Source organism: Nostoc sp. 106C (assembly GCF_002154725.1).
Lineage (GTDB): Bacteria > Cyanobacteriota > Cyanobacteriia > Cyanobacteriales > Nostocaceae > Aulosira.
On the sequence record NZ_MTAW01000124.1, the window covers coordinates 1 to 26184 of the forward strand.

General features: G+C 41.7%; 22 protein-coding genes. 10 read left to right on the forward strand and 12 right to left on the reverse strand.

Annotated features, from left to right (window positions below; genetic code table 11):
* Nucleotides 1-166: 166 nt before the first annotated feature.
* Nucleotides 167-595: a GNAT family N-acetyltransferase gene (locus BV375_RS17965; RefSeq protein WP_086762800.1), complete on the reverse strand. Its 429-nt coding sequence runs from the start codon at nt 593-595 to the stop codon at nt 167-169.
* Nucleotides 596-1297 carry an NADH-quinone oxidoreductase subunit NuoB gene (gene nuoB / locus BV375_RS17970; protein WP_086762988.1) on the reverse strand — a complete coding sequence of 234 codons (702 nt, stop codon included), beginning with the start codon at nt 1295-1297 and terminating at the stop codon, nt 596-598. It lies immediately after the preceding gene.
* Nucleotides 1298-1791: 494 nt separating this feature from the next.
* Here nuoB and BV375_RS17975 point away from each other — a divergent pair, with 494 nt between their 5' ends.
* Nucleotides 1792-2172 (forward strand): hypothetical protein, encoded by a 381-nt coding sequence (locus BV375_RS17975; RefSeq protein WP_086762802.1) that lies wholly within the window; start codon nt 1792-1794, stop codon nt 2170-2172.
* A gap of 10 nt (nt 2173-2182) precedes the next feature.
* Nucleotides 2183-3760, forward strand: a complete 1578-nt coding sequence (locus BV375_RS17980) for a caspase family protein (protein WP_086762804.1) — start codon at nt 2183-2185, stop codon at nt 3758-3760.
* 288 nt (nt 3761-4048) lie between these two features.
* Here the strand turns inward: BV375_RS17980 and BV375_RS17985 are convergent, their stop codons facing one another.
* Complete coding sequence (locus BV375_RS17985; protein WP_086762806.1) at nt 4049-4246, reverse strand: electron transporter; 198 nt, start codon at nt 4244-4246, stop codon at nt 4049-4051.
* Nucleotides 4247-4407: 161 nt separating this feature from the next.
* Between BV375_RS17985 and BV375_RS17990 the strand changes: the two genes are divergently transcribed.
* From BV375_RS17990 to BV375_RS18010, 6 genes are all read left to right on the forward strand, one after another.
* On the forward strand, nt 4408-5676 hold the full coding sequence (locus tag BV375_RS17990) for an efflux RND transporter periplasmic adaptor subunit (RefSeq protein ID WP_086762808.1): 1269 nt from the start codon (nt 4408-4410) through the stop codon (nt 5674-5676).
* On the forward strand, nt 5676-5843 hold the full coding sequence (locus BV375_RS36950) for a hypothetical protein (protein WP_166507470.1): 168 nt from the start codon (nt 5676-5678) through the stop codon (nt 5841-5843). Before BV375_RS17990 ends, BV375_RS36950 begins: the two co-directional genes overlap by 1 nt.
* 31 nt (nt 5844-5874) lie before the next feature.
* The gene (locus BV375_RS17995; protein WP_086762810.1) at nt 5875-7806 is read left to right on the forward strand and encodes an ATP-binding cassette domain-containing protein; all 1932 of its coding nucleotides are present in this window, start codon (nt 5875-5877) and stop codon (nt 7804-7806) included.
* Between the two features lie 24 nt (nt 7807-7830).
* Complete coding sequence (locus BV375_RS18000; RefSeq protein ID WP_086762812.1) at nt 7831-8970, forward strand: ABC transporter permease; 1140 nt, start codon at nt 7831-7833, stop codon at nt 8968-8970.
* Between the two features lie 69 nt (nt 8971-9039).
* Nucleotides 9040-9654: a hypothetical protein gene (locus tag BV375_RS18005; RefSeq protein ID WP_086762814.1), complete on the forward strand. Its 615-nt coding sequence runs from the start codon at nt 9040-9042 to the stop codon at nt 9652-9654.
* Nucleotides 9655-9682: 28 nt separating this feature from the next.
* A complete protein-coding gene (locus tag BV375_RS18010; RefSeq protein ID WP_086762816.1) occupies nt 9683-10807 on the forward strand; it encodes an ABC transporter permease in 1125 nt (374 codons plus the stop codon).
* An 11-nt stretch (nt 10808-10818) separates the two neighbouring features.
* Here BV375_RS18010 and recG read toward each other — a convergent pair whose 3' ends face one another.
* The 5 genes from recG to BV375_RS18035 all read right to left on the reverse strand — a co-directional run bounded on the left by recG (nt 10819) and on the right by BV375_RS18035 (nt 17697).
* Nucleotides 10819-13311 (reverse strand): ATP-dependent DNA helicase RecG, encoded by a 2493-nt coding sequence (gene recG / locus BV375_RS18015; protein ID WP_086762818.1) that lies wholly within the window; start codon nt 13309-13311, stop codon nt 10819-10821.
* A 98-nt stretch (nt 13312-13409) separates the two neighbouring features.
* On the reverse strand, nt 13410-14357 hold the full coding sequence (locus BV375_RS18020; protein WP_086762820.1) for a hypothetical protein: 948 nt from the start codon (nt 14355-14357) through the stop codon (nt 13410-13412).
* A 339-nt stretch (nt 14358-14696) separates the two neighbouring features.
* Nucleotides 14697-15641, reverse strand: coding sequence for a translation elongation factor Ts (gene tsf, locus BV375_RS18025; protein ID WP_086762822.1), 945 nt, complete (start codon nt 15639-15641; stop codon nt 14697-14699).
* 131 nt (nt 15642-15772) lie between these two features.
* Nucleotides 15773-16570 (reverse strand): 30S ribosomal protein S2, encoded by a 798-nt coding sequence (gene rpsB, locus BV375_RS18030; RefSeq protein ID WP_086690699.1) that lies wholly within the window; start codon nt 16568-16570, stop codon nt 15773-15775.
* A gap of 161 nt (nt 16571-16731) precedes the next feature.
* A complete protein-coding gene (locus BV375_RS18035; RefSeq protein WP_086762823.1) occupies nt 16732-17697 on the reverse strand; it encodes a glycosyltransferase in 966 nt (321 codons plus the stop codon).
* A gap of 323 nt (nt 17698-18020) precedes the next feature.
* Between BV375_RS18035 and BV375_RS18040 the strand changes: the two genes are divergently transcribed.
* Complete coding sequence (locus BV375_RS18040; protein ID WP_086762825.1) at nt 18021-20366, forward strand: PhoX family phosphatase; 2346 nt, start codon at nt 18021-18023, stop codon at nt 20364-20366.
* A gap of 320 nt (nt 20367-20686) precedes the next feature.
* Here BV375_RS18040 and BV375_RS18045 read toward each other — a convergent pair whose 3' ends face one another.
* A complete protein-coding gene (locus tag BV375_RS18045; protein WP_243713980.1) occupies nt 20687-22090 on the reverse strand; it encodes a hypothetical protein in 1404 nt (467 codons plus the stop codon).
* Between the two features lie 189 nt (nt 22091-22279).
* On the reverse strand, nt 22280-23302 hold the full coding sequence (locus tag BV375_RS18050; RefSeq protein ID WP_208095334.1) for an anti-sigma factor antagonist: 1023 nt from the start codon (nt 23300-23302) through the stop codon (nt 22280-22282).
* Between the two features lie 221 nt (nt 23303-23523).
* Here BV375_RS18050 and BV375_RS18055 point away from each other — a divergent pair, with 221 nt between their 5' ends.
* The gene (locus tag BV375_RS18055) at nt 23524-24321 is read left to right on the forward strand and encodes a 7-carboxy-7-deazaguanine synthase QueE (RefSeq protein WP_086762829.1); all 798 of its coding nucleotides are present in this window, start codon (nt 23524-23526) and stop codon (nt 24319-24321) included.
* 78 nt (nt 24322-24399) lie between these two features.
* Here the strand turns inward: BV375_RS18055 and BV375_RS18060 are convergent, their stop codons facing one another.
* Together BV375_RS18060 and BV375_RS18065 are read right to left on the reverse strand one after the other, a co-directional pair.
* Complete coding sequence (locus BV375_RS18060) at nt 24400-25044, reverse strand: DUF3318 domain-containing protein (RefSeq protein ID WP_086762831.1); 645 nt, start codon at nt 25042-25044, stop codon at nt 24400-24402.
* A 77-nt stretch (nt 25045-25121) separates the two neighbouring features.
* Nucleotides 25122-25679: a hypothetical protein gene (locus BV375_RS18065; protein WP_086762833.1), complete on the reverse strand. Its 558-nt coding sequence runs from the start codon at nt 25677-25679 to the stop codon at nt 25122-25124.
* Between the last annotated feature and the right edge of the window lie 505 nt (nt 25680-26184).

Genomic DNA, 26184 nt, shown 5'->3' on the forward strand with positions numbered 1-26184 from the left:
CTCGAAGTTTCATGTTCTGAACTCGGAGTTTGGTGTTCTGAACTCGAAGTTTCATGTTCTGAACTCGGATTTTTATGTTCCGAACTCGGAGTTTTATGTTCCAAGCTCAAATACTTTAAATCGCAGTCTCGTTAATCTCACTTTAAACTGAAAACGAATCACCACCCTACTGAATTAGGTTAATTGCAAAGTGATAAGCTCTAATTTCTAAACGCTGTTTGAAGTAAAAACGATGAGCCGCGAAACGCTGAACGCCAGAGTCTAAGTGTAACTGTTCACAAGCATTAGCTTTGGCATAGTCTAACAGCCAATTTAATAAATTTGTACCGTAACCTTGAGAGCGATCGCTTTCTTGAGTGACTAAATCATCCACATAGAGAAACTTACCCCAAGATAAGGATTCAGCTATTCTAAATCCTGCTACAGCCTTGATGCTCGCTTCATCTTCAAGATAAGCCAGTTGGTAACCTTGCTGCTCTTGTCTTTTAATTCGGCTGACAAACTCGCTGGCGATGAGATGGGGACGAAGCGCTTGTATGATCGCAAAACAACGCTCAATTTCTGCATCCGACTTTGCAAGGGTAATATAAGTCATTTAGCCTGGGTAAAGTTCAGAATGGTGAGTTTCTGGCAATGCTAAGGGTAATTCTAACCCTGGAGCCATAGCAAGTTCTGCGGGTGGAACCTCCCGTGTTGAACTTCTGAGATATTGCCCATCATTCACAGGATTTACAGACTTCATGCGGTGAGTAATGCTGTAATAGCGGTGAGTTTGTTGGGTTTGCTGGCGCTCTTGAATGCTTTCATTAGCAATTTTCTTGCGCAATTTGATAATTGCATCGATAACAGCTTCCGGTCTGGGTGGGCATCCTGGTATATAAACATCAACAGGGATTAATTTATCTACACCTCGCACTGCGCTAGGAGAATCGACACTGAACATTCCCCCTGTAATTGTGCAAGCTCCCATTGCAATTACATATTTAGGCTCTGGCATTTGCTCGTAGAGTCGTACCAAGTTCGGGGCATACTTCATAGTAATTGTCCCAGCCGTAATTAATAGATCTGCTTGTCGAGGAGTAGCACGAGGAATCATGCCATATCGCTCTAAGTCGAAGCGAGACGCATAAGCAGCCATAAACTCCATAAAGCAACAAGCTGTACCAAACATCAACGGATACAGACTGGACATTTTCACCCAGTTGTAGATGTCGTCTACTGTAGTGAGAATAATATTTTCAGATAATTGTTGCGTTACTTCAGGACGCTCAATCGGATTAATAATTGCACTTGTCATGAGTTGAGTTCCCCAATAAATAATTTTTGGAATAATTGCAGCTTTTGTGGAGCAATCAATCACTACATCATTGCTAACTACAGTTTCTAATAACTTTCCAAACTGCACCACTAAAGATAAAGGTGTTAAGGTGCTAACTTAAGCTCTAAGTTAAGAGGCAATAGGCAAGGTTCAATAGTTATTTCTTTCCCTGCTTCCCTTCTCTCGCCTCTGCTATCTGCCTTCGCTCAAGAACTCCTAATCAAATTTGTTAAGAATTTCTTCAAAAGCAAAATTTCTGCATAAAAGGTAAATGTAACCCCTGATTCATCATCAGAAACTCAAAATCAACTCTTTTCAGAAGCTATTTACGACAAAGCTTTACACAATAAATCGAGAATATCAGTCTATTGTCGAATATCCAAAAGTAGTATTCCTTTGGTGTGGGAGACAAAAGACTCTTCCGGAATATTCAAAACCCAGCTGAAGTTTTATCCATAAATTGGCAATTTACTATGAATACTACATCTAATATTCAAATCACACTCGATCTAAGAGACCCTGATTTAGATGACGAAGCATTGGAAAAATTAACCCAAAGCCTTCGGCGCGATATGCTTGACTTAGACGAAGTAAAAGACGTTAAACGTATTCTTGACCCTAATCCACCACAAGGAAACAAAGCATTAGGTGCAGTTTTAGTAGGTTTGCTAACGGCTGAGGTGAATGCAAAAAATATCAAGACTATGTTTGGATTTTTGAGCGATCGCCTGGGTGGCAAACAGATCACAATGGAGGTTGAAGCTAACGGTAAGAAGCTCAAAGTTACAGCTAGCAGCCAGCAAGAGTTGTTAGCAGCAATTCAGGCAGCCCAACAATTTGTAGCATCCACATAAGAGGTCAAAAATGGCTAAGATGGCACTGGTGATCGGGGTGAGTGATTACGCACCAGGTTTGACCCCCTTGCCTGGATCTATCAAAGACGTAGAGGCAATGCGGCAAGTATTACAGCACCCCGATATGGGTGGATTTGATGAGGTTAAAACGTTGTCAAATCCTGAGCCACTGGTAATGCAGGAAGCGATTGAAACATTATTTTCGGGTCGCACAAAAGACGATCTAGTACTGTTGTTTTTCTCTGGTCATGGCATCAAAGATGACAACGGCAAGCTACACCTGGCTACTCGCATCACTCGTAAAACTCCACAGGGAGAACTGATCCGGGCAACAGCAGTTCCAGCCAGTTTTGTACAAGACATCATGAGCAATAGCCGCTCTAAGCGACAAGTTGTCATTCTAGATTGTTGCTTTAGTGGAGCATTTGCCGAAGGTTGGTTGGCTAAGGATGACGGTTCTGTAGATGTTAAAAAACAACTGGGAGGAGAGGGACGGGCTGTCCTCACGTCTTCAACTTCCACCCAGTATTCTTTTGAGCAGGAGGGATCAGACCTTTCGACTTACACTCGTTATCTGGTCGAGGGGATTGAAACTGGGGCCGCAGATCTCGATAGCGATGGTGTGGTTTCGATTGATGAGTTGCATGAGTATGCCAAAGGGAAAGTTCAAGAAGCTGCGCCAGCAATGAAACCAGAAATCTACGCAGTCAAAGAAGGCTACAAGATCCATATTGCTCAAGCACCCACCGAAGATCCCAAGTTAAGGTATCGCAAAGAAGTTGAGCATTTTGCTAGTCGTGGCGAGATTTCTGCTGTAGGTCGCTATACGTTGGATGCGCTAAGAGATGGGCTGGGACTGCTACTTGAAGATGCTGCGGCAATTGAAGATGAGGTGCTTACACCTTACCAGGCGTACCGGAAAAAATTGCAGCGATATGAGCAAGCTTTAGTTGAGGCAATTGGGCGTGAGCATTCTCTCAGTAGCGACACTCAAAACGAGTTGAAACGCTTGCAGCGAGTTTTAAAACTTAGAGATGAAGACATTGCCCAAATTGAAGCTCAAGTTACTTCCCAGAACAAAGCAATCCACTCTTCAGGTGAGCCTGCGAAGGTGATTCAAGGTAAAACCCTGTTCCGCAGGGAAGATGCGGCACCAGTCAAACCGATAAACAACGCCGTATCAGCAAGCCAAGCTGATACTCCTACGCCACCCTCAAAACCTAACAGAATTCGTTTATTAATTGGGTCAGTGGGTGCCATTGCTGCTGCTTTTATTATTGCTTCTGTTTTTGAACAAGTAAGCCAGCCTAACAATCCTACAGAGCAACCTCCAACTAAAATAAACGAGTCGAATGTATTGAAAGTTAGCGGCGAAACTTGCCCGCCTGGCTTCACTCTTATTACACCTAGCGAAGCTTCTGATAACAAAGAATTACTAAGTACGAAGTTGGGTACGTGGGACATTGTCCGACTTGCGGACGGTGGTTCTATGAATGGTCCAGGCTATCAGAAGCCCGATAGCCGTAATACAGATATTGTTGTACAAGACAAACGCTCACTAGGGAATGCCCTTTGCAAGAAATTGTAATGAATCCTCAACCTGGGAATACTGGCTAACCTCAAATACAACAATCGCGGGAGTGTCAAGTCTAACTTAAGAGACAAGCAAGGGGCGGATCAATTCAATCGTCTGACAAGCACTTGCACACGTAACAGAGAGCTACATTAACAGTTATGATGCAAAGGCGATCGCCATCTGGTGAAGCGCAGTCCGTTCAGGATTGTAATTAATTCTGTCCGACTAATTATCTAAAATAATGAAGCTGTAATGCTTCAAAACTATAATATTTTGCGATCGCACCTGCGGAATCTGGGATCAAGCAAGTAACCCCAACCGCTTACCGTTATCCTGAGCCAGACGGATTAAATCCTGACGGGTGCTATGGTCAATATTGAGACAATTACAAAAGTGAGTAATTATCTGAGCGTGCTGTGCAATCAATTTGCCGCGTAGTTGATTAAATTTTGGTTGACCGAGATGAGTGCGAACTAGAACAATAATTGGTGCAAACATAATATTTAGTCGTTTTAAGATTGCACTTGAGCGATGATCGTGTTAGTCAGAACTATACAAACTAATGAAAATTTCCTATAACTTGTTTACTCAGACTTAATCTCCTGAGCAAACACAACTTTAATTTCCGGTTTGATATTACTTTTAAACCCAGCAAATATATGGCTCAGCCACTCTCGCCACCCCAAGAACCTTTTGATACTACTGCATCAGATAAAGGCAAACGCAAACTTTCTCCACGTTTGTTAATACCTGTAGGCTTATTACTAACAGGCATTGGGATTTTAACCTCGTATTTGATTTCATCACACTCTGAAGCTAATACACTGCGAGTAAGTGGTCGCATTGAAGGTTATGAAACTGATATTGGAGCTAAAGTAGCAGGACGCATCGAGTCTGTAGCAGTGCGCGAAGGGGATGAAGTTCACAAAGGACAAGTGATTGTCAAGCTAGATGACGCAGAGATTCAAGCTCAACTTAAGGGAGCATCTGCTCGTGTAGATGCTATGCAAAAACAAGAAGAACAAGCAAGGTTGCAAATTAGTTTTTTAGAAAGCCAAATTCTTGAGAATCGGCTTACCTTGCAACAGGCTATGGGAGATGCTAAAGGTCGAATTTTCCAGGCTGAATCATCAGTAGCATCGAGTCAAGCTCAGTTAAACCAAGCAATTGCTCAGGTGGAACAAGCCAAATCTGAGTTGAGACTCACGCAAATGAATCGCGATCGCTACGCTAAATTAGTCAAACAGGGAGCTATAACTAGGCAACAATTTGACCAAGCTCAAACAAGCTGGGAAAGTGCATTAGCCAACCTCAGATCGCGTCAAGCAGCGGTAGATTCTTTTCGTAAGTTAGTTAATTCTGCCCAAGGTCAATTAACACAAGCTCAAAGTATAGGATTAAATCCCTCTATCCGCAGCACCCAACTCTCAGGGTTAAACACGCAATTGGCTCAAACTCGTTTGAAACTAGCTGCGGCTCAAGCTGATGTCACCAATGCCAAAGCCTCTCAGCAGGAAATGAAAGCTAAAATTTCCGACCTCAATGTCATCAGTCCCATTAACGGCGTAGTCGTCAGCCGGAGTGTAGAACCAGGAGCAGTTGTTACCACTGGCAAAACTCTGCTAACAGTAATTGATCCTAAGACAGTCTATCTACGTGCTTTTGTCCCGCAAGGTAATATTGGTAAGGTTCGCGTCGGCCAAGAAGCTAAGATATTTCTAGATTCAGCACCCAAACAACCCTTGAGTGCGAAAATTGCTGCCATTGATACCCAAGCATCCTTTACCCCTGAGAATATTTATTTCCAGCAAGACCGAGTTAAGCAAGTTTTTGGTGTCAAAATTGCCATCGATAACCCAGCAGGATTAGCCAAGCCAGGAATGCCAGCAGATACGGAGATTAACATTACACCAGAGGCAGGGAAGTGATGAGGGAGTGGGGGGAGTGTGGAAGAGGGTGGGGAGAAATGGGACAAGGGGGACAAGGAGAGAAGTTGCGTGCGGGGGTTCCCCTCGTTGAGCAAACTTCGGAGGGACAAGGAGGACAAGCGAGATGGGAAGAAATCATTCATGAATATTGCCTTTTTGCCCAATGACAGATGACAAATGACAAATAACCAATGACAAATGACCAATTTTGTAATTCAAGTGGAGGGCTTAAACAAACGCTACGGTAAATTAGTTGCCGTTAAGGGAATTGATTTTGCCGTCAAGCAGGGAGAAATTTTTGGCTTAATCGGCCCTGATGGTGCGGGAAAAACTACGACATTCCACATTTTGGGTGGGGTGATGGAAGCATCAGCTGGCAAAATCCAGATTTTAGGCAAACCTCCGCGTGATGCTCGTTTATATATTGGTTATCTGACACAGCAATTCTCTCTTTATCTCGACCTCAGCATTGATGAAAATCTGCGTTATAGTGCTGGCTTGCGTGAAGTCCCTGAGAATATTTTTGTGCAGCGTCGCAATAAATACTTACGATTAATGAGTTTAGAGAAATTTGGCGATCGCTTGGCTGGTCGTCTCTCCGGTGGGATGAAGCAGAAGTTAGCTTTGTGCTGTGCGTTGATTTCCCAACCGGAAATTTTGCTTTTAGATGAACCGACGACAGGTGTTGACCCGGTATCGCGGCGGGAATTTTGGGATGTGCTGGCTGCTATTGCTGCTGAGGGAGTTACGGTAGTTGTAGCCACGCCTTATTTAGATGAAGCCGAAAGGTGCGATCGCATTGCTTTAATGTACGAGGGACAGATTCAGCAAATTGGTACTCTTTTCCAGTTACGCGAAAGTTTAGGTTTACAGCGTTTAGAAGTTCGCACCAATCACATTGAAGCCGCTGAACAAGTATTACACGAGGCAATAAATAATACCCAAACATCAATTGTCGATGTCCAAACCTTTGGCGATAGATTAGATGTGTTGGTTAAAGATGCACTAGCAGCCACAGCCACAGTTGAGAAAATTTTTGCTCAAAAGCGACTACTACTCGACAACATTCAAACTGCGGATGCAACTTTAGAAAACGTTTTTGTTACCCGCCTACGTGCATCTGGTAACGACCCAGAATTTATTTCTTTTCCTCGTTCCCGGCTGAATAATGGCGGGGTTAGGGGAGAGATTGCTATTGGTGCAAATCAACTAAGAAAAGTATTTGGCGACTTCCAAGCAGTTAAAGGTGTAGATTTAGAAATTCGCTATGGCGAAATTTATGGGTTACTAGGAGCGAATGGTGCAGGTAAGACAACTACAATTAAGATTCTCTGCGGGTTGCTAGAACCAACCTCAGGAAAAATTTCCTTGGCTGGACAAACTCAAAATTTGCGTAGCAGTGCTCTGCGAAAACGCATTGGCTACATGAGTCAAAAATTTACACTCTACGATGATTTAACTATTATCCAGAATCTAGAATTTTATTGTGGGGTTTATGGTGTGCCGAGGCAATTACGCCGCAGCAAAATTGATTGGGTACTAGCAACTTGTGGCTTAGTTGGTAGAGAAAATATGCTCACCGGACAACTACCAGGAGGATGGAAGCAACGAGTAGCTTTTGGTGCTTCAGTAATGCATGAACCGGAGATTTTATTTCTAGACGAACCAACATCAGGAGTAGACCCTTTAGCGCGGCGTCAATTTTGGCGATTAATTAATGAGTTTGCCAGATCGGGAACAGCAGTGCTGGTAACGACCCACTATTTAGAAGAAGCAGAACAGTGTAACCGCATGGGGTTTATGGTAGCAGGTGAAATGGTAGTTCAAGGTTCACCGAGTGAGATTAAAGCTGCTCAACCCGGTCAGTTGATAGAGATAGTGACTGATAAAACCCAAGAAGCCTCTAATTTACTTAAAACACAGTTAGCACCCTGGCGAGTATCAATTTTTGGCGATCGCGTACACCTAGTTCTCGATCATCCAGACTCAGAAATTCCTCATATTCGCTCAATTCTTCAAACAAACAATATAAATGTTCATTCCCTGCGACCTATTCCCTTTTCTCTCGAAGATGCCTTCATTGGCATAGTGCAACGTACCGAGGAACAGGAAGACAAGGAGGACAAATGACAAATGACCAATGACAAATGACCAATGAAAAGAATTTTATCTCAATGCCGCAAAGAGTTAGCACAATTTAGGCGCGATCGCCTTTCCTTAGCGCTGGCATTTCTCTTGCCATTTATGACCTTAATTATTTTTGGTTTTGTGATTCGACTTGAATCTAAAAATATTCCTTTATTTATCCAAGATTTTGATAACAGTCCTCTTAGCCGTTCCTATATAGAGCGCTTATTTGCCACCAATCAGTTTGAGCCAATTCATAATTTTAAATTTTCCTTTTTTACTTCTAACCAAAATCTAGAATTTCAAAATCCACAAGCAGCTATCGATCGAGAACTTGCAAAAGCTGCTGTGGTAATTCCACCAGACTTTAGCCGTCGAATTAAATCAGAATTACCTACTGACGTACAAATTTTAGTAGATGGGACTGATGTTAATAATGCACGGATTATCAAAAATAGTATTCAGGCAACAACAATATTTTTTTTAAGAGATTCAGGTTTACAATCCTCATTTGATAAAATCATTACTCATATCCGCCTTTGGTTTAACCCTGGAAGAAAAGAATCTTTATATATCGTGCCTGGTGTTTACGCAGTTATTTTATGGATTTATCCATCATTGTTAACAGCAGTTGCAATGGTACGAGAAAAAGAAAAAGGGACAATATTACAAGTTTATGCCTCAAGTCTCAGTGCCGAAGAACTGTTATTAGGAAAAGCCTTGGCTTACCTGCTGATTGGAATTAGCGAAGCTTTATTGATTACGGTAATGAGTGCAATCATTTGGCAATTAACATTTGCAGTAGAGGTAACACCGTTATTAATAAGCACTTTACTATTCTTAGTAGATAGCGTTATGTTTGGTTTATTAATTGGTGTGCGGGTAAATAACCAAAACTCTGCTGTACAAGCTGTAGCATTGCTAGGCTTTTTGACGGCTTTACTACTATCTGGATTTATCTATCCAATCAGTAATATCCCTTTTCCACTATCTCTTTTTTCTGCTGTTATTCCAGCACGTTATTATATTGAAATTACTCGCGATGCTTACGTGCGCGGCACCGGATGGCCAGGTGTTTGGTTTTCTGTAATGATGCTAATTATTCTAGGATTCTTACTTTTTAATGCCGCACGTCGTATATTAAAGCGAATGCAGTTATCCGATTAGCTAGTACAGCAAGGCGGAACGGCTAACTCACTGTCTATTATTTAAAAAAATTCAAGACTGTAAATTATTATGAGTCGTCCTCGAATTATTCAACCCCGACAAAGCTATACGTTTAGCAAATATTTTGAACTTCCATTTTCCCCAGAAGATATTCTGGCTGAACTAGGCTGTAAGTATGAACGTGAACGTTTGCAATTACCAATAGCAGAATTTACCCCCAACCGCATCGAAGAATTACAGCGAGTGATTGAACGTAACCTCCGACGTGTCAAGTTACTGAGCGAAGATGCACGTAAACAAGCAATTATCGCACCTATACTACTAGAAGTCTGTGAAATCGCACAAACCCAATTAAATATTGAGTATTCTATTAATGTTAGCGATCAATTCAAAGGTAGCTTAGATTACTACATTGATAAAGGTAAGGGTTTGTTAGTAATTAAAGTTAAACAAGCAGATTTAAGTAGAGGGTTTACACAATTAGCAGTTGAATTAATTGCACTTGACCAGTGGATAAATTCAGATACACCAATCCTTTATGGTGCAGTAACTACGGGTGAAGATTGGCGATTTGTTACCTACCAACGTCAAGAGAAACAGATAACTGAAGACTTTAAATTATATCGAGTACCAGAAGAATTACCTGAGTTAATTAAAATTCTAGTTGGTATACTAAGCACCTGATATGTCATCTAGGTAATATCAAATAACCATGAAATTGATTCAAGCTTTATTTAATAGCCGATTTTGGAGTTTAGCAATAAAAGAATTTCGCCAAATCTTACGAAGTAAGGAAACATTAGTATTATTGATAATTCCTCCTACAATTCAAATGCTACTTTATGGCTTTGCTCTCAATCCAGATGTACATTATCTCAAATTAGGCGTTGTCGATTATGCCAATAGTTATGAAAGTAGAGAGTTAGTTTCTGTTTTAACAGTTAATAAAGTATTTACATTAGAAAAATATCTGTTTAATACTCAAGATTTAGGTGAGCAAGTACGGCAAGGAAAAATCACAGCAGGTTTAATTATCCCGCCTGATTTTAAACGTAATTTATCAGAAGACAAATCTGGCGAGGTGCAGATTTTGATAGACGCAGTAGATGCCAATACTGCTGGTATTGCTCAAGGTTATCTAAATCAGATGATTAATCAATTTAGTCGCCGCTTGTCATCTAATCAAGCCCCACCATTAATTACGCCACAAACAACTTTTCTTTATAATCCTGGTTTGCGGAGTAGTTGGTTTTTCATCCCAGGTGTTTTGGGATTAGTTTTAACGCTGATTAGTTCTTTAGTTTCTTCAGTAACAGTTGTCAGGGAAAAAGATACAGGAACTCTAGAACAACTATTAATGACTCCAGCAGAAGCTTGGGAGATATTACTAGCTAAAATTGTGCCGCTATTTGTGCTATTGATGGGCGATGTAATTTTGGCTCTAACTATAGGAAGATTGATTTTCAGTGTTCCTTTTCGCGGCAATGCTGCTCTTTTTCTAGCTTTATCAGGACTTTATTTATTTGTTGGAATTGGCATTGGGATTATGCTGGCTACAGTTTGCCGCACTCAGCAGCAAGTTGTGCTGACATCATTTTTTATTAATTTACCGTTGATTCAACTTTCTGGTGCTATTTCTCCCATTGAAAGTATGCCAATATTCTTTAAGTATTTGTCACTACTGAATCCGCTACGTCATTATATAGAGATTGTGCGAGGCATACTACTTAAAGGTGTAGGATTAGAAGTACTTTGGATTCATGCGATCGCACTTTTTCTCTTTGCTACACTACTGTTATCCATCAGTATCAACCAATTCCGCCGTCAGTTGAGTTAATGGTTGAAAAATCAAGTCAAAATCGCCCCACCCATTAACCTCTCATACCGATACTTCAACTCTTCCTTCATCAAATACCAACGCTCTAAAGTTGCATCTATCTCTATAACTTTCTCTGCTGCTTGTCGCGCTAACAGCAAAACTTCCTCATCTTCCAGCAAACTTGCAAGCGTAAAATCTGGCACACCAGATTGACGAGTTCCCAACACTTCCCCAGGGCCGCGAAAACGCATATCCATTTCCGATATAAAAAACCCATCCTGAGACTGTTCCATCACTCTCAGCCGTTGTTGCGCGTCAGGACTTCTAGAACTACTCATTAACAAACAGTAGGACTGCGCCGCACCACGCCCAACCCGTCCCCGCAGTTGGTGCAGTTGTGATAAACCGAAACGTTCTGCATTTTCAATTAGCATCACTGTAGCATTAGGCACGTCTACGCCCACTTCCACAACTGTAGTGGAAACTAAAATTTGGGTTTTGTTCTCGCGGAATTTAGTAATTGCTTCGTCCTTCTCGGCTGAACTCATACGACCATGAAGCAACCCGACTTCAAACTCAGGAAAAACGCTCTCCTTGAGCTTTTGATGTTCTTCCACAGCCGAGCGTAAATCTAGTTTTTCTGATTCTTCTACCAACGGCAAAACCACATATATTTGCCGTCCTTGGGCAATTTCTCGACGCATCAGGTCGTAAGCATGGGTGCGTTGCTGAGCTGTAAGCATTGTAGTCTTAATCTGTTGCCGTCCAGGTGGTAACTCATCAATTTGGCTGACATTCATATCCCCATGTATTGTTAGCGCCAATGTCCGGGGGATGGGAGTGGCTGTCATCGTTAATACATGAGGTTGCTCGCCTTTCTGTTGCAAACGCGCCCGTTGTTGCACCCCAAAGCGATGCTGTTCGTCAATCACCGCTAACCCTAGTTGCCGAAAGTTTACTGGGTCTTGAATCAAGGCGTGCGTGCCGACTAATAGGGGTAATTCTCCCGTTTCTAACTGGGCATGAATCTGTCGCCTTTTTACAGCTTTTGTGGAACCTGTAAGTAATTCCACTGGCAAATGCAGTAAGTTAAACCAACCAACTAACTTACGGTAATGTTGTTCTGCTAAAACTTCAGTCGGAGCCATCAGCGCCGCTTGATAGCCAGATTGAATTGCCGCTAAAATAGCAACCACAGCAACCACAGTTTTCCCAGAACCTACATCGCCTTGTACCAAACGATTCATGGGTGTGGGTTCTTGTAAGTCATTGAGGATATCGTTGATAACTCTTTGCTGTGCGCCAGTGAGTTGAAACGGCAGTATTTCGTAGAATTTTTCTATTAGCTGACCTTTGGGAGCGAGGATAGCGCTAGTTTGGATTTGCCTTGCTTGATACTGTCGTTGCAATAAACTCAGTTGCAAGTAGAAAAATTCGTCAAAGACTAAGCGACGACGGGCAACTTGTAGGGAGGCACTATCTGGCGGAAAGTGAATATTAGCGATCGCATCTTTCAATTCCATCAAACCATACTTCTCTCGCAAACCACTGGGTAAGGGGTCTTTGAGATTTGCCGCAGCAGGTAAAGCAGCTATTACCGCCTGTCGCACCATATTCGCTGCTATACCTTCAGTTAAAGCATAAATTGGCACAACCCGACCGATAGTCAAAGAATCAATTGTATCTCCGGGATTTGCCAACACTTCTAATTCGGGGTTATCCAGCGTCAAGCCATATTTACTTTCCTTGACTAACCCGCAAGCCGCAATCACACTACCTACCGGATAGCGCCGTTTTAAACTTTCTTGCCAAGCGCGACTAGTAAAGCGCGTACCAGCAGAAAAGCGACTAACTTTAATTTGCCCAGTGTTATCCTTCAGTATCAGTTCTAAAATTGATAGTTTCTGATTTTTCGGACTATTAAAACAGTTGCAGCGCTTTACCGTTGCGACTATCGTCACCGTCTCACCCGCCTGCAACTCGCGGATATTTACCTGACGTGCATAGTCAATGTGGTCGCGGGGATAGTAAAAAAGTAAGTCGCGCACGGTATACAAACCAAGACGCGCCAAATTGTCGGCTTTTCTAATCCCTATTTCTGGTAAATCGCTGAGTTTTTGGTCAATTTTTGGAGCCAGCCTCCGACTAACCTCAGCCACAATTGGAGATTTGGGATTTTGAATTTTAGATTGATAATTTTTACTTGGCTCCTCTACTCCTTTGTGCTTCTTCTCCTCCTGTTCCCCATCTTCTTGCTGTAGTTGGTACAGATATCTGCGCGTTTCTGCTACTAAATGTTGTCTATCTTCTAAAACCAGTTCGGGATATTTAGCAAATTGTATCGCTAGCTCTTGCCAGCGACGGCGTTCACTTGAGGGCAAAGCTGTAGGAAATTTCCCTAAAGTCAAGCTGAGAAATTCACTAAAGCGGTATTGTCTACCCATCAAGTCTGTAAAGCCTTGTTCTGCTTCTATTGCCAAGGCTTTTTGCAATCTTATCCAATCTGGTTTGTCATTGGTCATTAGTCATTGGTCATTAGTTATTAGTCATTAGTCATTGGTCATTAGTCATTAGCCATTGGTTATTCACAAATGACAAAGGACAAAGGACAAATGACTATTTAATCATCAATCCAAATAGCACGCCATGCTGCTTCAGCTTCAGCAATTGAGCGTTCGCGCTGCTTTTTTTGATACTCCTGTCCTAATTTATTTAACTGAACTAAGATACTGCGAATTTGTTTGCGCCCAGAGGAGAGTTTAGAATCAGCAAATTCAATTTCACTCAGCCGTAGGTTAATTGCTATCAGCCTTGTTAGTCCAGATTGCTGGGCATCCTGCTCATTTTCAATTTCAATTACCAAGTTTAATAAGTTAGGTGGTCCTGGCATGACTTCGGCAGATGCTTCTGATGCAGCCGCAGCTACTTCTAAAATTGGTTCTGGTAACTTTTTGGGTAAAATACTAATTTTTTGAAGCAAAACATTGGCATCATGAGAGACTTTTTTGAGAGTATATTGGATTAACTTCTCTAAGCTCTGTTGCCAAGCTGCCAGTTCCATCGGGTTAGCAGGGTCAGTAAATTTTATAATTAAGGGAAGTTTGCCAGCACGATTTCCCTCCATAGCAAACTTTTCAAAACGGATTTTAGATTGTGGATTTTTGTCATCATCCACATCTTCCGCATCACCTACATCTCCCTCATTACTCGCATCTTCTCCAGCTACCTCCGCTACCTCATCACTTGCATCTTTCCCAGTTACCTCTGCTACCTCATCCTGATGTTCTTCATTATTAATAAAAGTCAGCAACTGCTCAGCTGCTTGTTGTCCCAACTTACGGATGGCTTGTTGCAATTGTTGCCGCTGATTCAATGACAAACTCAGGAAATTTTCGGAATAACCTTGGGTACACAGGTGATACGTTGCCAGAATCAACTGCTGGCGAACGGCTTGCCCTAACATGCTTAAATAACTAGCATAAGCAGTTTGAAGTTCTGCCGCGATCGCTTTTATCGCTTCTTTCAGCAGTGCAATATCTCGATCAATTCGCTCGATTGCTCTAGCCATATCTTTTCTTTATAGTCCATCTAAGCCCAATAATGGTACAAATGTACGTATCTATTTTAAAATAAACATTCCTAGGATTTGCAATTTTGCGGTAAGTATAGCAAATCTCCTGCAAATAGCAGTCTAAAAGCCTGTTTCTCAGCTTTATCACCTGCAAAGGAACTTGACTTAGCACAAATTTTAAACATCTATCTTAACTAGAGGCTCTTAATTATCTCTAATCAAGACTAATAAAATACAGGCCAGCATAGTTTGCCTGGCCTGTATTTTAATAAGTCATCTGTCTTTAATCATTTGTTCTTAGTTCTAATCACAAATGACCAATGACAAATGACAAAATTACTTAGTACCCATTTGTGCAGCAACTTCCTCAGCAAAGTTACTTTCTTGCTTTTCAATGCCTTCACCTAAGACATAGCGCACAAAACGTTTGATTTTGATGTCTTGACCTAGCTTAGACTTAACTTGCTTCACTAAATCTTCCACAGAAATGCTCTGATCTCTAATGAAAGGTTGATCTAGCAAAGCAAATTCTTTCAGGCGTTTTTCAATCCGTCCCTGAACAATCTTTTCTTTGATGTTCTGGGGTTTGCTAGCTAAATCATCCCGCCCCATTTCAACTTCTGTTTCTCTAGCAGCAACTTCGGTGGGGATTTCGTCTACACTGACATACTCGACATTTGGGCAAGCAGCTACTTGCATAGCGGCGTTCCGTGCTAAACCTTGGAACTCTTCATTGCCAACTACAGCATCAGTTTCGGAGTCTACCTCAACCAAAACACCAACTCGACCGCCAGTGTGAATATAGCTGTCTACTATACCTGATTTGCCTTCTGCTAGTGAAAAATTGACAAAGCGGCGTACCTTGATATTTTCACCCAAGGTAGTAATGACTTGCTTGATGAAATCTTCTACGGTCAAGCTTTGGTCTTCAATATAGGGTTGAGTTAACAAAGACTCAACACTATCAGCAGTTACTGCTTGCTTTGCCAGATTCTTAACTAGAGCCTTAAAAGCATCGTTACGGGCAACAAAATCAGTTTGGCAGTTAACTTCTATGAGTACACCCACCTGAGAGCCAGGTTGAATGTAGGTATCTACTAGACCTTCTGCTGCAATGCGATCGCCTTTTGTACCTCCTTTAGCGATGCCCTTTTGCCGCAACCAATCTATGGCTTTTTCAAGGTCGCCATCATTTTCTTGTAGTGCTTTTTTGCAGTCCATCATGCCAGCATTGGTTTTTTGGCGTAGCTCTTGGACTTGTTTTGCAGATATTTCCGCCATGTTGCCTCAATTCCTACTTGACCTCGAGTTGTAATCGCTCACGGGTGTTGAGTATTTCTATCTTACTCAGGGCGATGAAAAGTATGAAGTGTAAACTATGAAGGATAAAATTTCATCCTTCATGCTTTAGCCTATTCTTCGTCGTCTTCGTCGCCAGAAGCATATGAGCCAGTTAGCTCAGTTTCTTCATAATCGTAATCGTCCTCACCACCCTCGTAATCTTCATAATCTTCTTCTGCATCCAGCTGACCATGACGACCTTCATAAATCGCGTCTGCCAATTTGCCGACGATCAGCTTAATTGACCTGATGGCATCGTCATTTGCTGGGATGGGAATATCTACTACATCGGGGTCACAGTTTGTATCCAACATCGATACAATCGGAATTGCCAGTTTTTGGCATTCTTGAACTGCGTTATACTCCCGCCGTTGGTCTACAATCACCACAACATCGGGCACTTTCCGCATGGTTTTAATGCCGCCCAAATATTTCTGAAGCTTCGCCATTTCCCGGCGTAACATTGAGGCTTCTTTTTTCGGCAACAAGTCCAAGGCTCCGGTTTCTTCCCGGCGTTCCAAATCTTTCAGGCGGTCTACCCTAGTTTTGATAGTTGCCCAGTTGGTCAACATTCCACCCAACCAACGCTGGTTAATATAGTGGGAACCACAGCGACTGGCTTCTTGGGCAATAATACCTGCTGCTTGGCGCTTGGTGCCGACAAACAGAAATTTTTTCCCTTGTTCAGCTTGTGTACGCATATAACTATACGCATCTTCCATCAACTGGGCAGTTTGCACCAAGTCGATGATGTGTACACCATTGCGGGAAGTATAGATGTAAGGAGACATTTTTGGGTTCCAACGCCGGGTCTGATGCCCAAAGTGAACCCCTGACTCCATCATTTGAGCCAATGAAACGACTGGCATATATTTTTTACTCCGATTCGGGTTAAACCTCCACCCAGGCGTATTTCCCAACGAGGAAACACCCGAATTCCTGGATGTGCGAGATTAATGAACTATACTAGGCTAGCACATTTAGACTCATGGGTATGGGGAGCGTTGACAAATGCCCAATTATCCAAGTTTCATGAATGCTGCATTTGGGCGTAGGCTTCGTAAACACCCTTGACGTTATACCAATTAAGAAAAATCCGGGCAACTTCCAAAGCTAATTGAGGTTTACCTAGATTAATTAGCCATTGCAAAAACGGTGCCATTGTCCGTTCATTAAGCGCGCCATTTAGGGATAGTATGCCCCAAAGCAAACGATGTAACCAAGTCATTTGAATCATCATCCGCACTTCCCAAGTGGGATGTTTTTGATAAAACAAAACTCCCATACGTCCGCGTTGAATTTCTTTGTCAATCAAGTTAGGAATTTGTTCTAATTTAAATGCTGGATGCCAATGATAGCCTACAGCTTCCGGACATTTAATCAGTTGTAAACCGATATTTTTGAGCCTTACACCAAGTTCTAAATCTTCCCAGCCATAAAGTTGAAAGCCAGTATCAAAAAGTCCAGCTTTCTCTAACCAATGTTTGGGAATTGCCACATTTCCTGTAGCAAAAAAAGCTGCTGAAAAATCTGTTACTTTATAAGGCTCCGCAGTAGGATTATCGAAATTACAAGTATTAATGACTGCACCGTAAGTAAAAAAGCGATCGCTCGCCAATCTTTTCTGTCCCTGCACTAGCGCATCAGCATGAGCTTGCAAAAAATTTGACAGCACTACTAAATCACTATCAATAAAAATAATTGTGTCTCCTAGTGCTTGTTCTACCCCTAAATTCCGAGCCGCCGCTGGGCCGTTATGGTCTTGTTCAAACCATCGCACATGGGGAAACTCGTCTTTATGTGCTGCCAACCACTCTAAAGTCCCATCAGTAGAACCATCATCTACCAAAACGACTTCATAACCTGTAATCGCAGTTGACTTTGCCAAATCTTGCAATTCTAAGGCTCGGAGGCACTTTTCTAAAATTGATTGGCGATTGTAAGTCGGTATAACAACGCTGAAAAACACAGTCTCACCCACAACACTATTACCCATCTCCAGAATAGGACAACTGTGACGCTAGCCCTGTTCCTGGTCACGTAAACCACAAATTTGTAAATGATACCAAATTACCTAGAAAGTAGGCGATGTTTTAGATATCTTCTATTAAACAATGTGTATTTTTAATTACCTAACTTGAAATTGCCAAAACTTTTTTTAATTAAAATATAACCTATTGTTAATTATTTATATATAAGTTTGTTTCTGATTAATGAATTACTGAGCAATACCATTAATCAGCGATTCAATAATCATGACTGATTCTGAAAATATTTACCTATCACTAAATTTTTTCTGTAATTGCAGAGGAAAGTTTGATGTCTAAATTGAGTCGTAGACAAATTTTAATATTTTTTGCTGGTAGTGTAAGTGCTGCTTTATGGGGAGCAAAAAATTTCAGTACTGCTTCTAGTATTGCAGAAAAGAAAATAAAACCACTCAACTTTACACCAGTCCGGTTACCCCACCCTCTACCAATTTATCAACAATACAAGAATTTTTTACCAACGGGAATAGGGCAGGGAAAAGAATTGAATGTATCTGAGGATATAAAGTTAACTTGCTATAAAGTCATTGATGACGTGGTAGTGCCCCCAGAATATGAACGTTATGTAATTGTGAGTTGGGGCGATCGCGTGTTTTCTAATCAAGAAGAATATGTAGGCTACAACTGCGATTACACTGCTTTTATTCCCCTAAGTAACAATAAAGATGAAGGTTATTTATGGGTAAATCACGAATATGTGAGCTACCCCATGTCTGCTGCCGTAATAGAGGCTGCTGATGATTTAGCTGGACTACCTACCGCCTTTGAACCTGTGATTGGCTGGGCTTTACCTACTAGTAAAAATATTCAAGTTGAAGGAGAATTTTTATATAATCTGGGCGGTTCTATTATTCGGATTTCTCGCAATAAAACTAGCAAGCGTTTTGCGGTTGTTAAAGACGCTAAAAATCGCCGCATTCATGGTCTTTCAGGATTGGGAATTAACAGCCAAAGAACTGACGGCTATCAAAATGTCACTTCTTGGGGAAATCTCAGTTATCAAAAAGGCAACCAAAACTATTTAATTGCTACTGGACCGGCTGCAACTCAAGTTTTTAACCTGAGTACCGATGGATTAGGTAACAAAATTATTGGTACTGCCTACAACTGTTCTGGTGGTACAACACCTTGGGGAACTATTTTATCTGCTGAAGAAAACTTTCAAAATCAAGTTGGTGTCACAGAAGCAGTTAAAAGTGATGGTACTCAAATAGGTTACACCGATGGCACTACTGGCAAAACTTTTGGTTTGGTTGGAGAAAAATATGGCTGGATTGTGGAAATTGACCCCACTAACCCGAAATTCCGTCCCCGTAAACACACTTGCTTAGGTCGTTACCACCATGAAAACGTCGCCATGAGGGTTGCAGCCGGAAAGAAGTTAGTCGCCTACATGGGTGATGACAGACGCGGGGGACATACCTGGAAATTTGTCAGCGCAGGTAAAGTTTCCTCGCCAAGCAGTAAAAGTAATAGCCGATTGTGGGAAGAAGGGACTTTATATGTTGCCCGTTACAACTCAGATGGTACAGGTCAATGGATACCTTTAGTTTTAACTACTGCTACTAATCCGATTGCGCCAACTGTACTGTCTTCCGTGGAATTTGCGGCTTTAGGAAAAGTGCAAAAAGAAGGTCATTTACCCTTACCAAAGCGTAAAGGTATAGCCGGACAAACTGAAGATGGTGGTATATTCAAATGCGATCGCACTAACGAAGTGAAAGTACTACCTGCTTATCAGAATAAGAAATTATCTAACTTTTACACTACCCAAGGTGCGGTTCTGTCTGATGCCTTTTTAGCCGCAAACTTAATCGGGGGAACTCCCACCGCCCGTCCAGAAGATATCGAAATCCATCCGCGTACTCAAGAGGTTTTCATTGCTTATACCGATGGTGCGCCAGGAAGCGATGGTTATCCTGATTCGCGAATTTTCCACGTTGCCAAGTTAAACAATACTGCTAATGCCACGCAGCAGTCAGGAGGATTATACAAGATTATTGAAGATAGTGCCGACGGTACAGGCCTTACCTTCCGCTGGCAGAGATTAGCCCAAGGTGGAGAAGCCGGTTCGGTGTCTGGGGCTGGTTTTGCCAATGTAGATAACTTAGTTTTCGACGATCGCGCTAACGTTTGGGGTGTAACAGATATGTCTACCAACACCCATAACGGTTTTAATACTGGTGCTATTGGTAAGCAAACTACTATCAGTCACACAGCTAGTGGTAACGTTTCCGATTTGACGGGAGTTTTTGGCAATAACTGGCTGTTCTTTATCCCCACCAGTGGTACTAATGCGGGACAGGTAATACCGTTTGCTCACGGGCCAGTGCGTTGTGAAATGACTGGGCCTACTTTTGTGGGGGATACACTGATTATTTCAGTGCAGCATCCTGGTGAAGATTGCCCAATTAACGATGGTACAATGCTGAGCCGCAGTATCGAATTATTAGATTTGAATGGCACTACATTCAATCAAAATCGCACTGTACCTCGTGGTAGTAGTTGGCCTAGTAATATTTCCCCAGCTGACGGTGGTAAAGGTCAATCTACAGGTGTTCCTCGTCCGTCTGTAATTGGCATTCGTCGGAAAAGTTCGCTGGGTAGGTTTATTTAAAAATGGCAATCAGGTGGTATGTATGAATATTCTCCTCTCCACCCTGTCATAAATTTCTAGTAACTATAATCCTCGACAGTTTAATTATTAGAGTTTGCCATTGAATGTAATACATCAAAAAGAATGCGATCGCTTTTTTACTACCTCAAACAATAGACTCTTCTTGTTGGGAATCAAAAACCACTACAAAGCAAGCATCAGGTATAAGTTGCTGGAAACGTTGCAAATATCTCTCTGCATCTGAACGACTGCTTTAAAAGTGATGCTTGATGAAAAACAAGATTTTCACAGTAACCGAAGAGGGATAGATAATTTAAGTTTCAATGTGAAAGTTGCAGCAATTCTAAAGGCTGAGATGGAATGATATATATCAATTCTGCTCCATCAGGTTTAGTTTCTGTTGAGGGAGATAATTTAAGCCACTCATGAAAGCTGATCCCTAGTTGAGATATTGCTTCCACTTCCGTTTGATATGCTTCAAAACGACGATTAGTTTCAATCATTGATTCCATTACTTCTAACGCTTGGGGAAGACGTTTGTAGGCTTCTTCCTTCAAATCATTCTGGCTTGCTCCGAACCATCCTCCTTGAACTTCAATACGAGTTAAAATTGCTGGTGGCAGTGAATCTAACCATCTTTTAGGGTCATGAAATATTTTGAACAGATTCTCACGTTGCATCTCAAAGACTGCATTTTCATCCAAAGCTGGGTTAATCCATTGGTAAATACGAGTTAGTCTTTGCAAATCAATCTGACCTTGGAGCTGAGGCTGTAAATATGCTGCTGGATTAGAAGTAAGTAAAAGGTCAACATATTTATGAATACGAGAACGTACAACTGTTGCCCCTTCTTGGAAGCGGCGAAGTGCTGTATCGTGTTCCTCTAATTCTAAATAGCAACGAGCTTCAGCCAGGTAAGCTAAAGATAAAGTCAGTAAATATTCATCAGCAATTTGGCTTTTTTGTTCAATTTCAGTATCCGTATAGTCGGTGTAGATATGTTCTGCCTCTAAAAATCGGTTTATAGCCTGTAGAGCACTACTCCTGCGATTTTCAGCTTTACTCATTGTGAAAGCATTAATAGCTAAATCAAGCGCAGCACGAAAATTAGCATAGAAACTCAGGTCAATTTTACGGTTCATTTTGTTTAATAGTTCTTGCGCTTCTTGTAACCGTTTCTCTAGTTCTTTGAGCCTTTGTGCTATCACAGCAAAGCCCATAACTGAAACACCCAAATTCAGTACACTACTAGCAGTAGTTAGCTGTAAAATTCCTTGAGTTAGTTGTATACTTTGCCCAATTTCTCCTAACTGATTTTCAATCCCACTCAATCGCCCGTTAACATTAGCAAATCCTTTTCCGGAAATAGCTACATTAGCAACCGTTCCAAGCAAATTAACCCCAGAGATAGCTATGTTTCCTATACTTGCTTGTTCGACTCCACCTAAACGCTCGTTGACATCAGCTAATCCTTTTCCTGTCACAGCCGTATTAACCCCCGAAGCAGCAAGATTTGCTCCAGAGAAAATAAGGTTGAGTAAATTATTAGGGGAACTACCTAGAGTTGTTATTTGGGAACTTTGTCCAGTCATATCCCTTAACCAAGTAACAACTTGCTTACTTCCTACATCCCGAATTACACCCCCAACTCGTTCAAATGTACCATCTGCTAGCCCTTTGACAATCCAATCAGCAAGCATAAAAGTTACATTGAGAGGTATCATAATCTTCTCCTCGTTGTTAAACGCTGATTTTCAGTAGCGCTTTACTCAGTTTTCCCATCACACCTTTAGCATCTAACAATTATTTACTAAAAAAATGTATGCGCCCCAGAGCAAATGCTGCTGAGGCGCACACATCAATTAATTTTGAAATTTACGACTTAGTGACCAATTAAAAATCAAGGTAATCGGCTAAACTGCACCACTATTTTTATGAAATAGAATCGCTATCGTTTTGACAATTAGCTTGAAATCGTACAGTAAACTCCAATTTTTTTGATACTGCAAATCTAAGCGAATTACATCTTCAAAACTGCGTACTTTCGACCTTCCATTTACTTGCCATTCGCCAGTCATACCAGGTTTAACATCCAAGCGTTGCCATTCAGGTACTTCATAGCGTTCTACTTCATCAGGCGTGGGTGGTCTTGTACCAACTAAGCTCATATCTCCTTGAAGAACATTCCAAAATTGCGGCAATTCATCTAGACTAGTTCGCCGTAAAAACCGCCCTACCCGCGTCACTCTGGGATCGCTCTCATTCTTGAAGAAAGCACCTTGTACTTGGTTTTGCACTTGGGATTTTTTGGCTTCTGCATCCACACACATGGAGCGAAATTTCCAAATCTCAAAGCGCTTTCCCATCCAACCACAGCGGGTTTGGCTAAAGAAAATCGGTCCCGGATCGTCAATTTGAATAGCAACCGCAATGGGAACTAGTAAAATGCCTGTTATTACCAAACCTATCACTGCCCCAACAATATCAAGCAACCGTTTCATCCAAGACGCCACAGAAGGATGAGTAGTAGGTAGCTGCTCAACCTTACGAGAAGAAAATACCTGAGCATCTTGGGGATCGTGTTGTTGTTTTTGCGGTAAAATACCCAATGATTCAATTGGAAGAACTTGATCCAATCCTGTGAGGTTTAGGACTGCCATTACTGGAGGATTTACATTACGTAGTATAAATAATACTTGTTTTTCCTTGGCAGTTTTGAAATTACTGACCAGAGCACCTAAACCACTACTATCCATAAAAGTAGTTTGGTGAAAGTCAATGATTATTTGCTTGAGATGTGGATTTGCCTGGATTAGCTCTTGGCAAGTTTGCTTAAAGCCTACGGCCTCAAGCACGCTTAACCGAGCCGGAACCGGCACTATTGCTGTTTCATTTAAAGAAGTAACTGGAACGACCTCTTTTGGTTGGCTAGTCATGAAGCTCTGCACTTTAGTTGCCGTGTAAATGTAAGCTGCCAAACATTAATTTGTCCTCATGTAATTACCTATCCTCATCTACAATTAGGAGGAATCAGGACTAATTGTTTAGTTAATTGGGAGAGATGGTAGATTGCCAGTGACGATTCACAATAGAACAAGAGGCTAAAAAACTTACTTGCTTTCGTGAAGACGCGGCGCGATCGCGTTGATATCATCCCATGACTGCTAAAACTACGGTTAAAACTACTGCACGCCTGATAGAGGTCTTTTCCGCTATTCAAGGGGAAGGACTGAACGTTGGGACACGTCAAATTTTTATTCGCTTTGCTTTTTGTGACTTACGTTGCCACTTTTGCGATAGTGCCCACACTTGGAATGCACCCTCTACCTGTAGGATAGAGCAAACCCCTGGAATCCGAGATTTTGAAGTGCACTCCAATCCTATCCCACTACCCACCTTATTAGAATGGGTTGAACGGCAAAATTTACCTTCTCTACACGATAGCATTAGCTTAACTGGAGGCGAACCACTCCTTCATGCCCCATTTTTGGCTCTATTTCTACCGCAAGTGCGCTCTCTTACCAATCTACCCATATATTTGGAGACTGGAGGCCATCGTCCAGAACAGTTGGCAATAATTCTGCCCTACTTAGACTCCGTAGGTATGGATTTTAAGCTACCTAGTGTTAGCGGTGAAAGCTATTGGTACGAACACGCACAATGCCTGAAATTATGCCACGGCTCACATTTAAATGTTTTTGTCAAGATAATTGTTTCGCAAACAACAGACCCAACTGAGTTGGAACGTTCAGCTTTGTTGGTGGCAGGTGTTAGTCCCGATATTCCAGTGTTTTTACAACCTGTCACGCCTTTAGTTGCGTCTGAACAATTAACGGACATACCTATACTTGCCCCTTCTCCAGAACAGGTTTTGAAGTGGCAAGCTTTAATGAAGAAGTTTGTAAAGCACGTGCGTGTTGTGCCTCAAACTCATAAAATGTTAAATCAGCTTTGAAAATTGCTGAGTGCTTTCCTAAGTAGCGAGTGTTGAGTGTGAACTACCTGTTACTCGTTACTTAGAACTCAGCACTGCTTAAAATCCACCTTCATCTACTGTTTTAGATTTAGCTTTTGCTTTATTAGCACTGCGTTTGAGAGCTGAAAGCCTTGCTTCATATCTAGACCGCTGACGCTTACTAGGAGTGTTATCAATCAAGGTTTTTAAGGCGCTACCCAGACTCTTGTAGGCATTAGGGAGGCTATAACCAAAGCGAGTTGCAAGAGCGATCGCTTTGTCATCAGCATCAACTAATTCTTTGAGTTGCTTTTCCCCATTATTTTTTTGGTATAGTCGCCAGCCGGAAACGCCACAAAGTGCTAATGCTAAAACCAGTAACAATCCATCCTGTACCCACAACTCACCTACAGCACCACCTAAACCGATAGCCAGTGCTGCCATTTCCCAACCATCTTTGGGAATTGTGTCATTTTGAATGCGGGCGACTTCGTGCCAAAACAGCAGATTACGCTGATCCATTGCGAGGGTATCCCATTTCACCAGGTCAATTTGAATTTCTACCTGGTCTTTACCGATTTCTTCGCTGCGGATCAGGGGTGGATTGACCTCAGTTGTGCCTTCAACCGTGACCCAGCTCTGCAATTCTGGCGGTAGTAAGCCTTTCAACCGCCGAAGTTCACTCATTTCCGCTTTGGCAGAGGAGGTTGCATAGGATGTCATAAAATCCAGCCCTAGAAAAATTCAGTATATAGTGAGGGTATCACTTTGGAGTATAGCTATTTCAGTGATGATCCGCCTCACTCGTTGGGAAAACTTCCCCGCTTTTTCCTAGCTTCCATTGCTTTTTCTAGGATTTCTAATAATCCAGGAGCCTCTTCTTGAATACTCAGTAACAGCCTTTCCCCAAGTTCTATATTCCCTGGATCTAGGCCTGTTTCCATTACTTCTTTCAAGCGTGGCATCGCTATGCTGTCAACAATCTGAATTAACCCGCTTAAACAACGGTTAAATTGCTTTTCTGTGAGAATCGAGTCTTCTAACGGAAACTCGATAATGGCACGGATTTCACCATCTGATGGATCATACTCCCATTGCAGCATCTTGGTTTCCCAAGAAATAGCCAGCATTGTCTGTAGAATAGCTCCCTTATGAGGATGCTCTTGAACTCCAGCCAGAACTTGAGGAGCAAATACCCGGAAAAATTTTCCCTCCTCATCCAATTGAACAACTATCAGGAAGTCTTCAAGGTGATCAGCTTCCACACCTGTGATAATCCGGTCTTCTTCGTCATCAAAACGATATTCCCAACCAAGGTTGTCTAAGTATTTAGCAATCTGTTTCAGATTAGCTCCCATAAAAGCCTCATAAGGAACGGTGGAGCAGCTGTTACCAAACCTAGTTTAACCTGCTAGTGGCAGATGCCTAGATTAATGCAATTACTTCTGCTTTCATTTAAGTATGCAATCAAGCTCTCGTTTATTAGCCAAACTAGTAACGTTGCGTGAAATTCAAATTTACCTATAGAGAGGAAACCGCTGTTGGAGTATATAGAAAAAACTATATTCTCAGCTTTTGATATCTTTTTCCATAGCACTGCAATAATTTGATTATAGATTTAACTAGATTCCTTGAAATAAGTTAAAATTCGCAATATTCTATATTATTTCACATTAAGCTTTAGCAAAAACATGAGACTTGAGTAAGATAAATAGAAGCTTCGATTCGCAGTGCCAAATATTCTGTAATCAAATCTAGTGGCTCATAGCATTGATAAGAAGCTGAAGCTTTGATATTAGTGAAGCCGGCTTGTCGTAGCAATGCTTTTAAGTTTCTACCCATATAAGGATTGCCATGATTCTG

What these genes read in the sequence shown, in the direction of transcription:
- BV375_RS17985 (WP_086762806.1), bottom strand. Translation starts at nt 4,246, where the DNA reads ATGTTTGCACCAATTATTGTTCTAGTTCGCACTCATCTCGGTCAACCA.
- BV375_RS18035 (WP_086762823.1), bottom strand. Translation starts at nt 17,697, where the DNA reads ATGGGTAATAGTGTTGTGGGTGAGACTGTGTTTTTCAGCGTTGTTATA.
- recG (WP_086762818.1), bottom strand. Translation starts at nt 13,311, where the DNA reads ATGACCAATGACAAACCAGATTGGATAAGATTGCAAAAAGCCTTGGCA.
- BV375_RS18055 (WP_086762829.1), top strand. Translation starts at nt 23,524, where the DNA reads ATGACTGCTAAAACTACGGTTAAAACTACTGCACGCCTGATAGAGGTC.
- tsf (WP_086762822.1), bottom strand. Translation starts at nt 15,641, where the DNA reads ATGGCGGAAATATCTGCAAAACAAGTCCAAGAGCTACGCCAAAAAACC.
- BV375_RS17990 (WP_086762808.1), top strand. Translation starts at nt 4,408, where the DNA reads ATGGCTCAGCCACTCTCGCCACCCCAAGAACCTTTTGATACTACTGCA.
- BV375_RS17965 (WP_086762800.1), bottom strand. Translation starts at nt 595, where the DNA reads ATGACTTATATTACCCTTGCAAAGTCGGATGCAGAAATTGAGCGTTGT.
- BV375_RS17975 (WP_086762802.1), top strand. Translation starts at nt 1,792, where the DNA reads ATGAATACTACATCTAATATTCAAATCACACTCGATCTAAGAGACCCT.
- nuoB (WP_086762988.1), bottom strand. Translation starts at nt 1,297, where the DNA reads ATGACAAGTGCAATTATTAATCCGATTGAGCGTCCTGAAGTAACGCAA.
- BV375_RS18045 (WP_243713980.1), bottom strand. Translation starts at nt 22,090, where the DNA reads ATGATACCTCTCAATGTAACTTTTATGCTTGCTGATTGGATTGTCAAA.
- BV375_RS18020 (WP_086762820.1), bottom strand. Translation starts at nt 14,357, where the DNA reads ATGGCTAGAGCAATCGAGCGAATTGATCGAGATATTGCACTGCTGAAA.
- BV375_RS18050 (WP_208095334.1), bottom strand. Translation starts at nt 23,302, where the DNA reads ATGACTAGCCAACCAAAAGAGGTCGTTCCAGTTACTTCTTTAAATGAA.
- BV375_RS18040 (WP_086762825.1), top strand. Translation starts at nt 18,021, where the DNA reads ATGTCTAAATTGAGTCGTAGACAAATTTTAATATTTTTTGCTGGTAGT.
- BV375_RS18005 (WP_086762814.1), top strand. Translation starts at nt 9,040, where the DNA reads ATGAGTCGTCCTCGAATTATTCAACCCCGACAAAGCTATACGTTTAGC.
- BV375_RS17995 (WP_086762810.1), top strand. Translation starts at nt 5,875, where the DNA reads ATGACCAATTTTGTAATTCAAGTGGAGGGCTTAAACAAACGCTACGGT.
- BV375_RS36950 (WP_166507470.1), top strand. Translation starts at nt 5,676, where the DNA reads ATGAGGGAGTGGGGGGAGTGTGGAAGAGGGTGGGGAGAAATGGGACAA.
- BV375_RS17980 (WP_086762804.1), top strand. Translation starts at nt 2,183, where the DNA reads ATGGCTAAGATGGCACTGGTGATCGGGGTGAGTGATTACGCACCAGGT.
- BV375_RS18065 (WP_086762833.1), bottom strand. Translation starts at nt 25,679, where the DNA reads ATGGGAGCTAATCTGAAACAGATTGCTAAATACTTAGACAACCTTGGT.
- BV375_RS18000 (WP_086762812.1), top strand. Translation starts at nt 7,831, where the DNA reads ATGAAAAGAATTTTATCTCAATGCCGCAAAGAGTTAGCACAATTTAGG.
- rpsB (WP_086690699.1), bottom strand. Translation starts at nt 16,570, where the DNA reads ATGCCAGTCGTTTCATTGGCTCAAATGATGGAGTCAGGGGTTCACTTT.
- BV375_RS18060 (WP_086762831.1), bottom strand. Translation starts at nt 25,044, where the DNA reads ATGACATCCTATGCAACCTCCTCTGCCAAAGCGGAAATGAGTGAACTT.
- BV375_RS18010 (WP_086762816.1), top strand. Translation starts at nt 9,683, where the DNA reads ATGAAATTGATTCAAGCTTTATTTAATAGCCGATTTTGGAGTTTAGCA.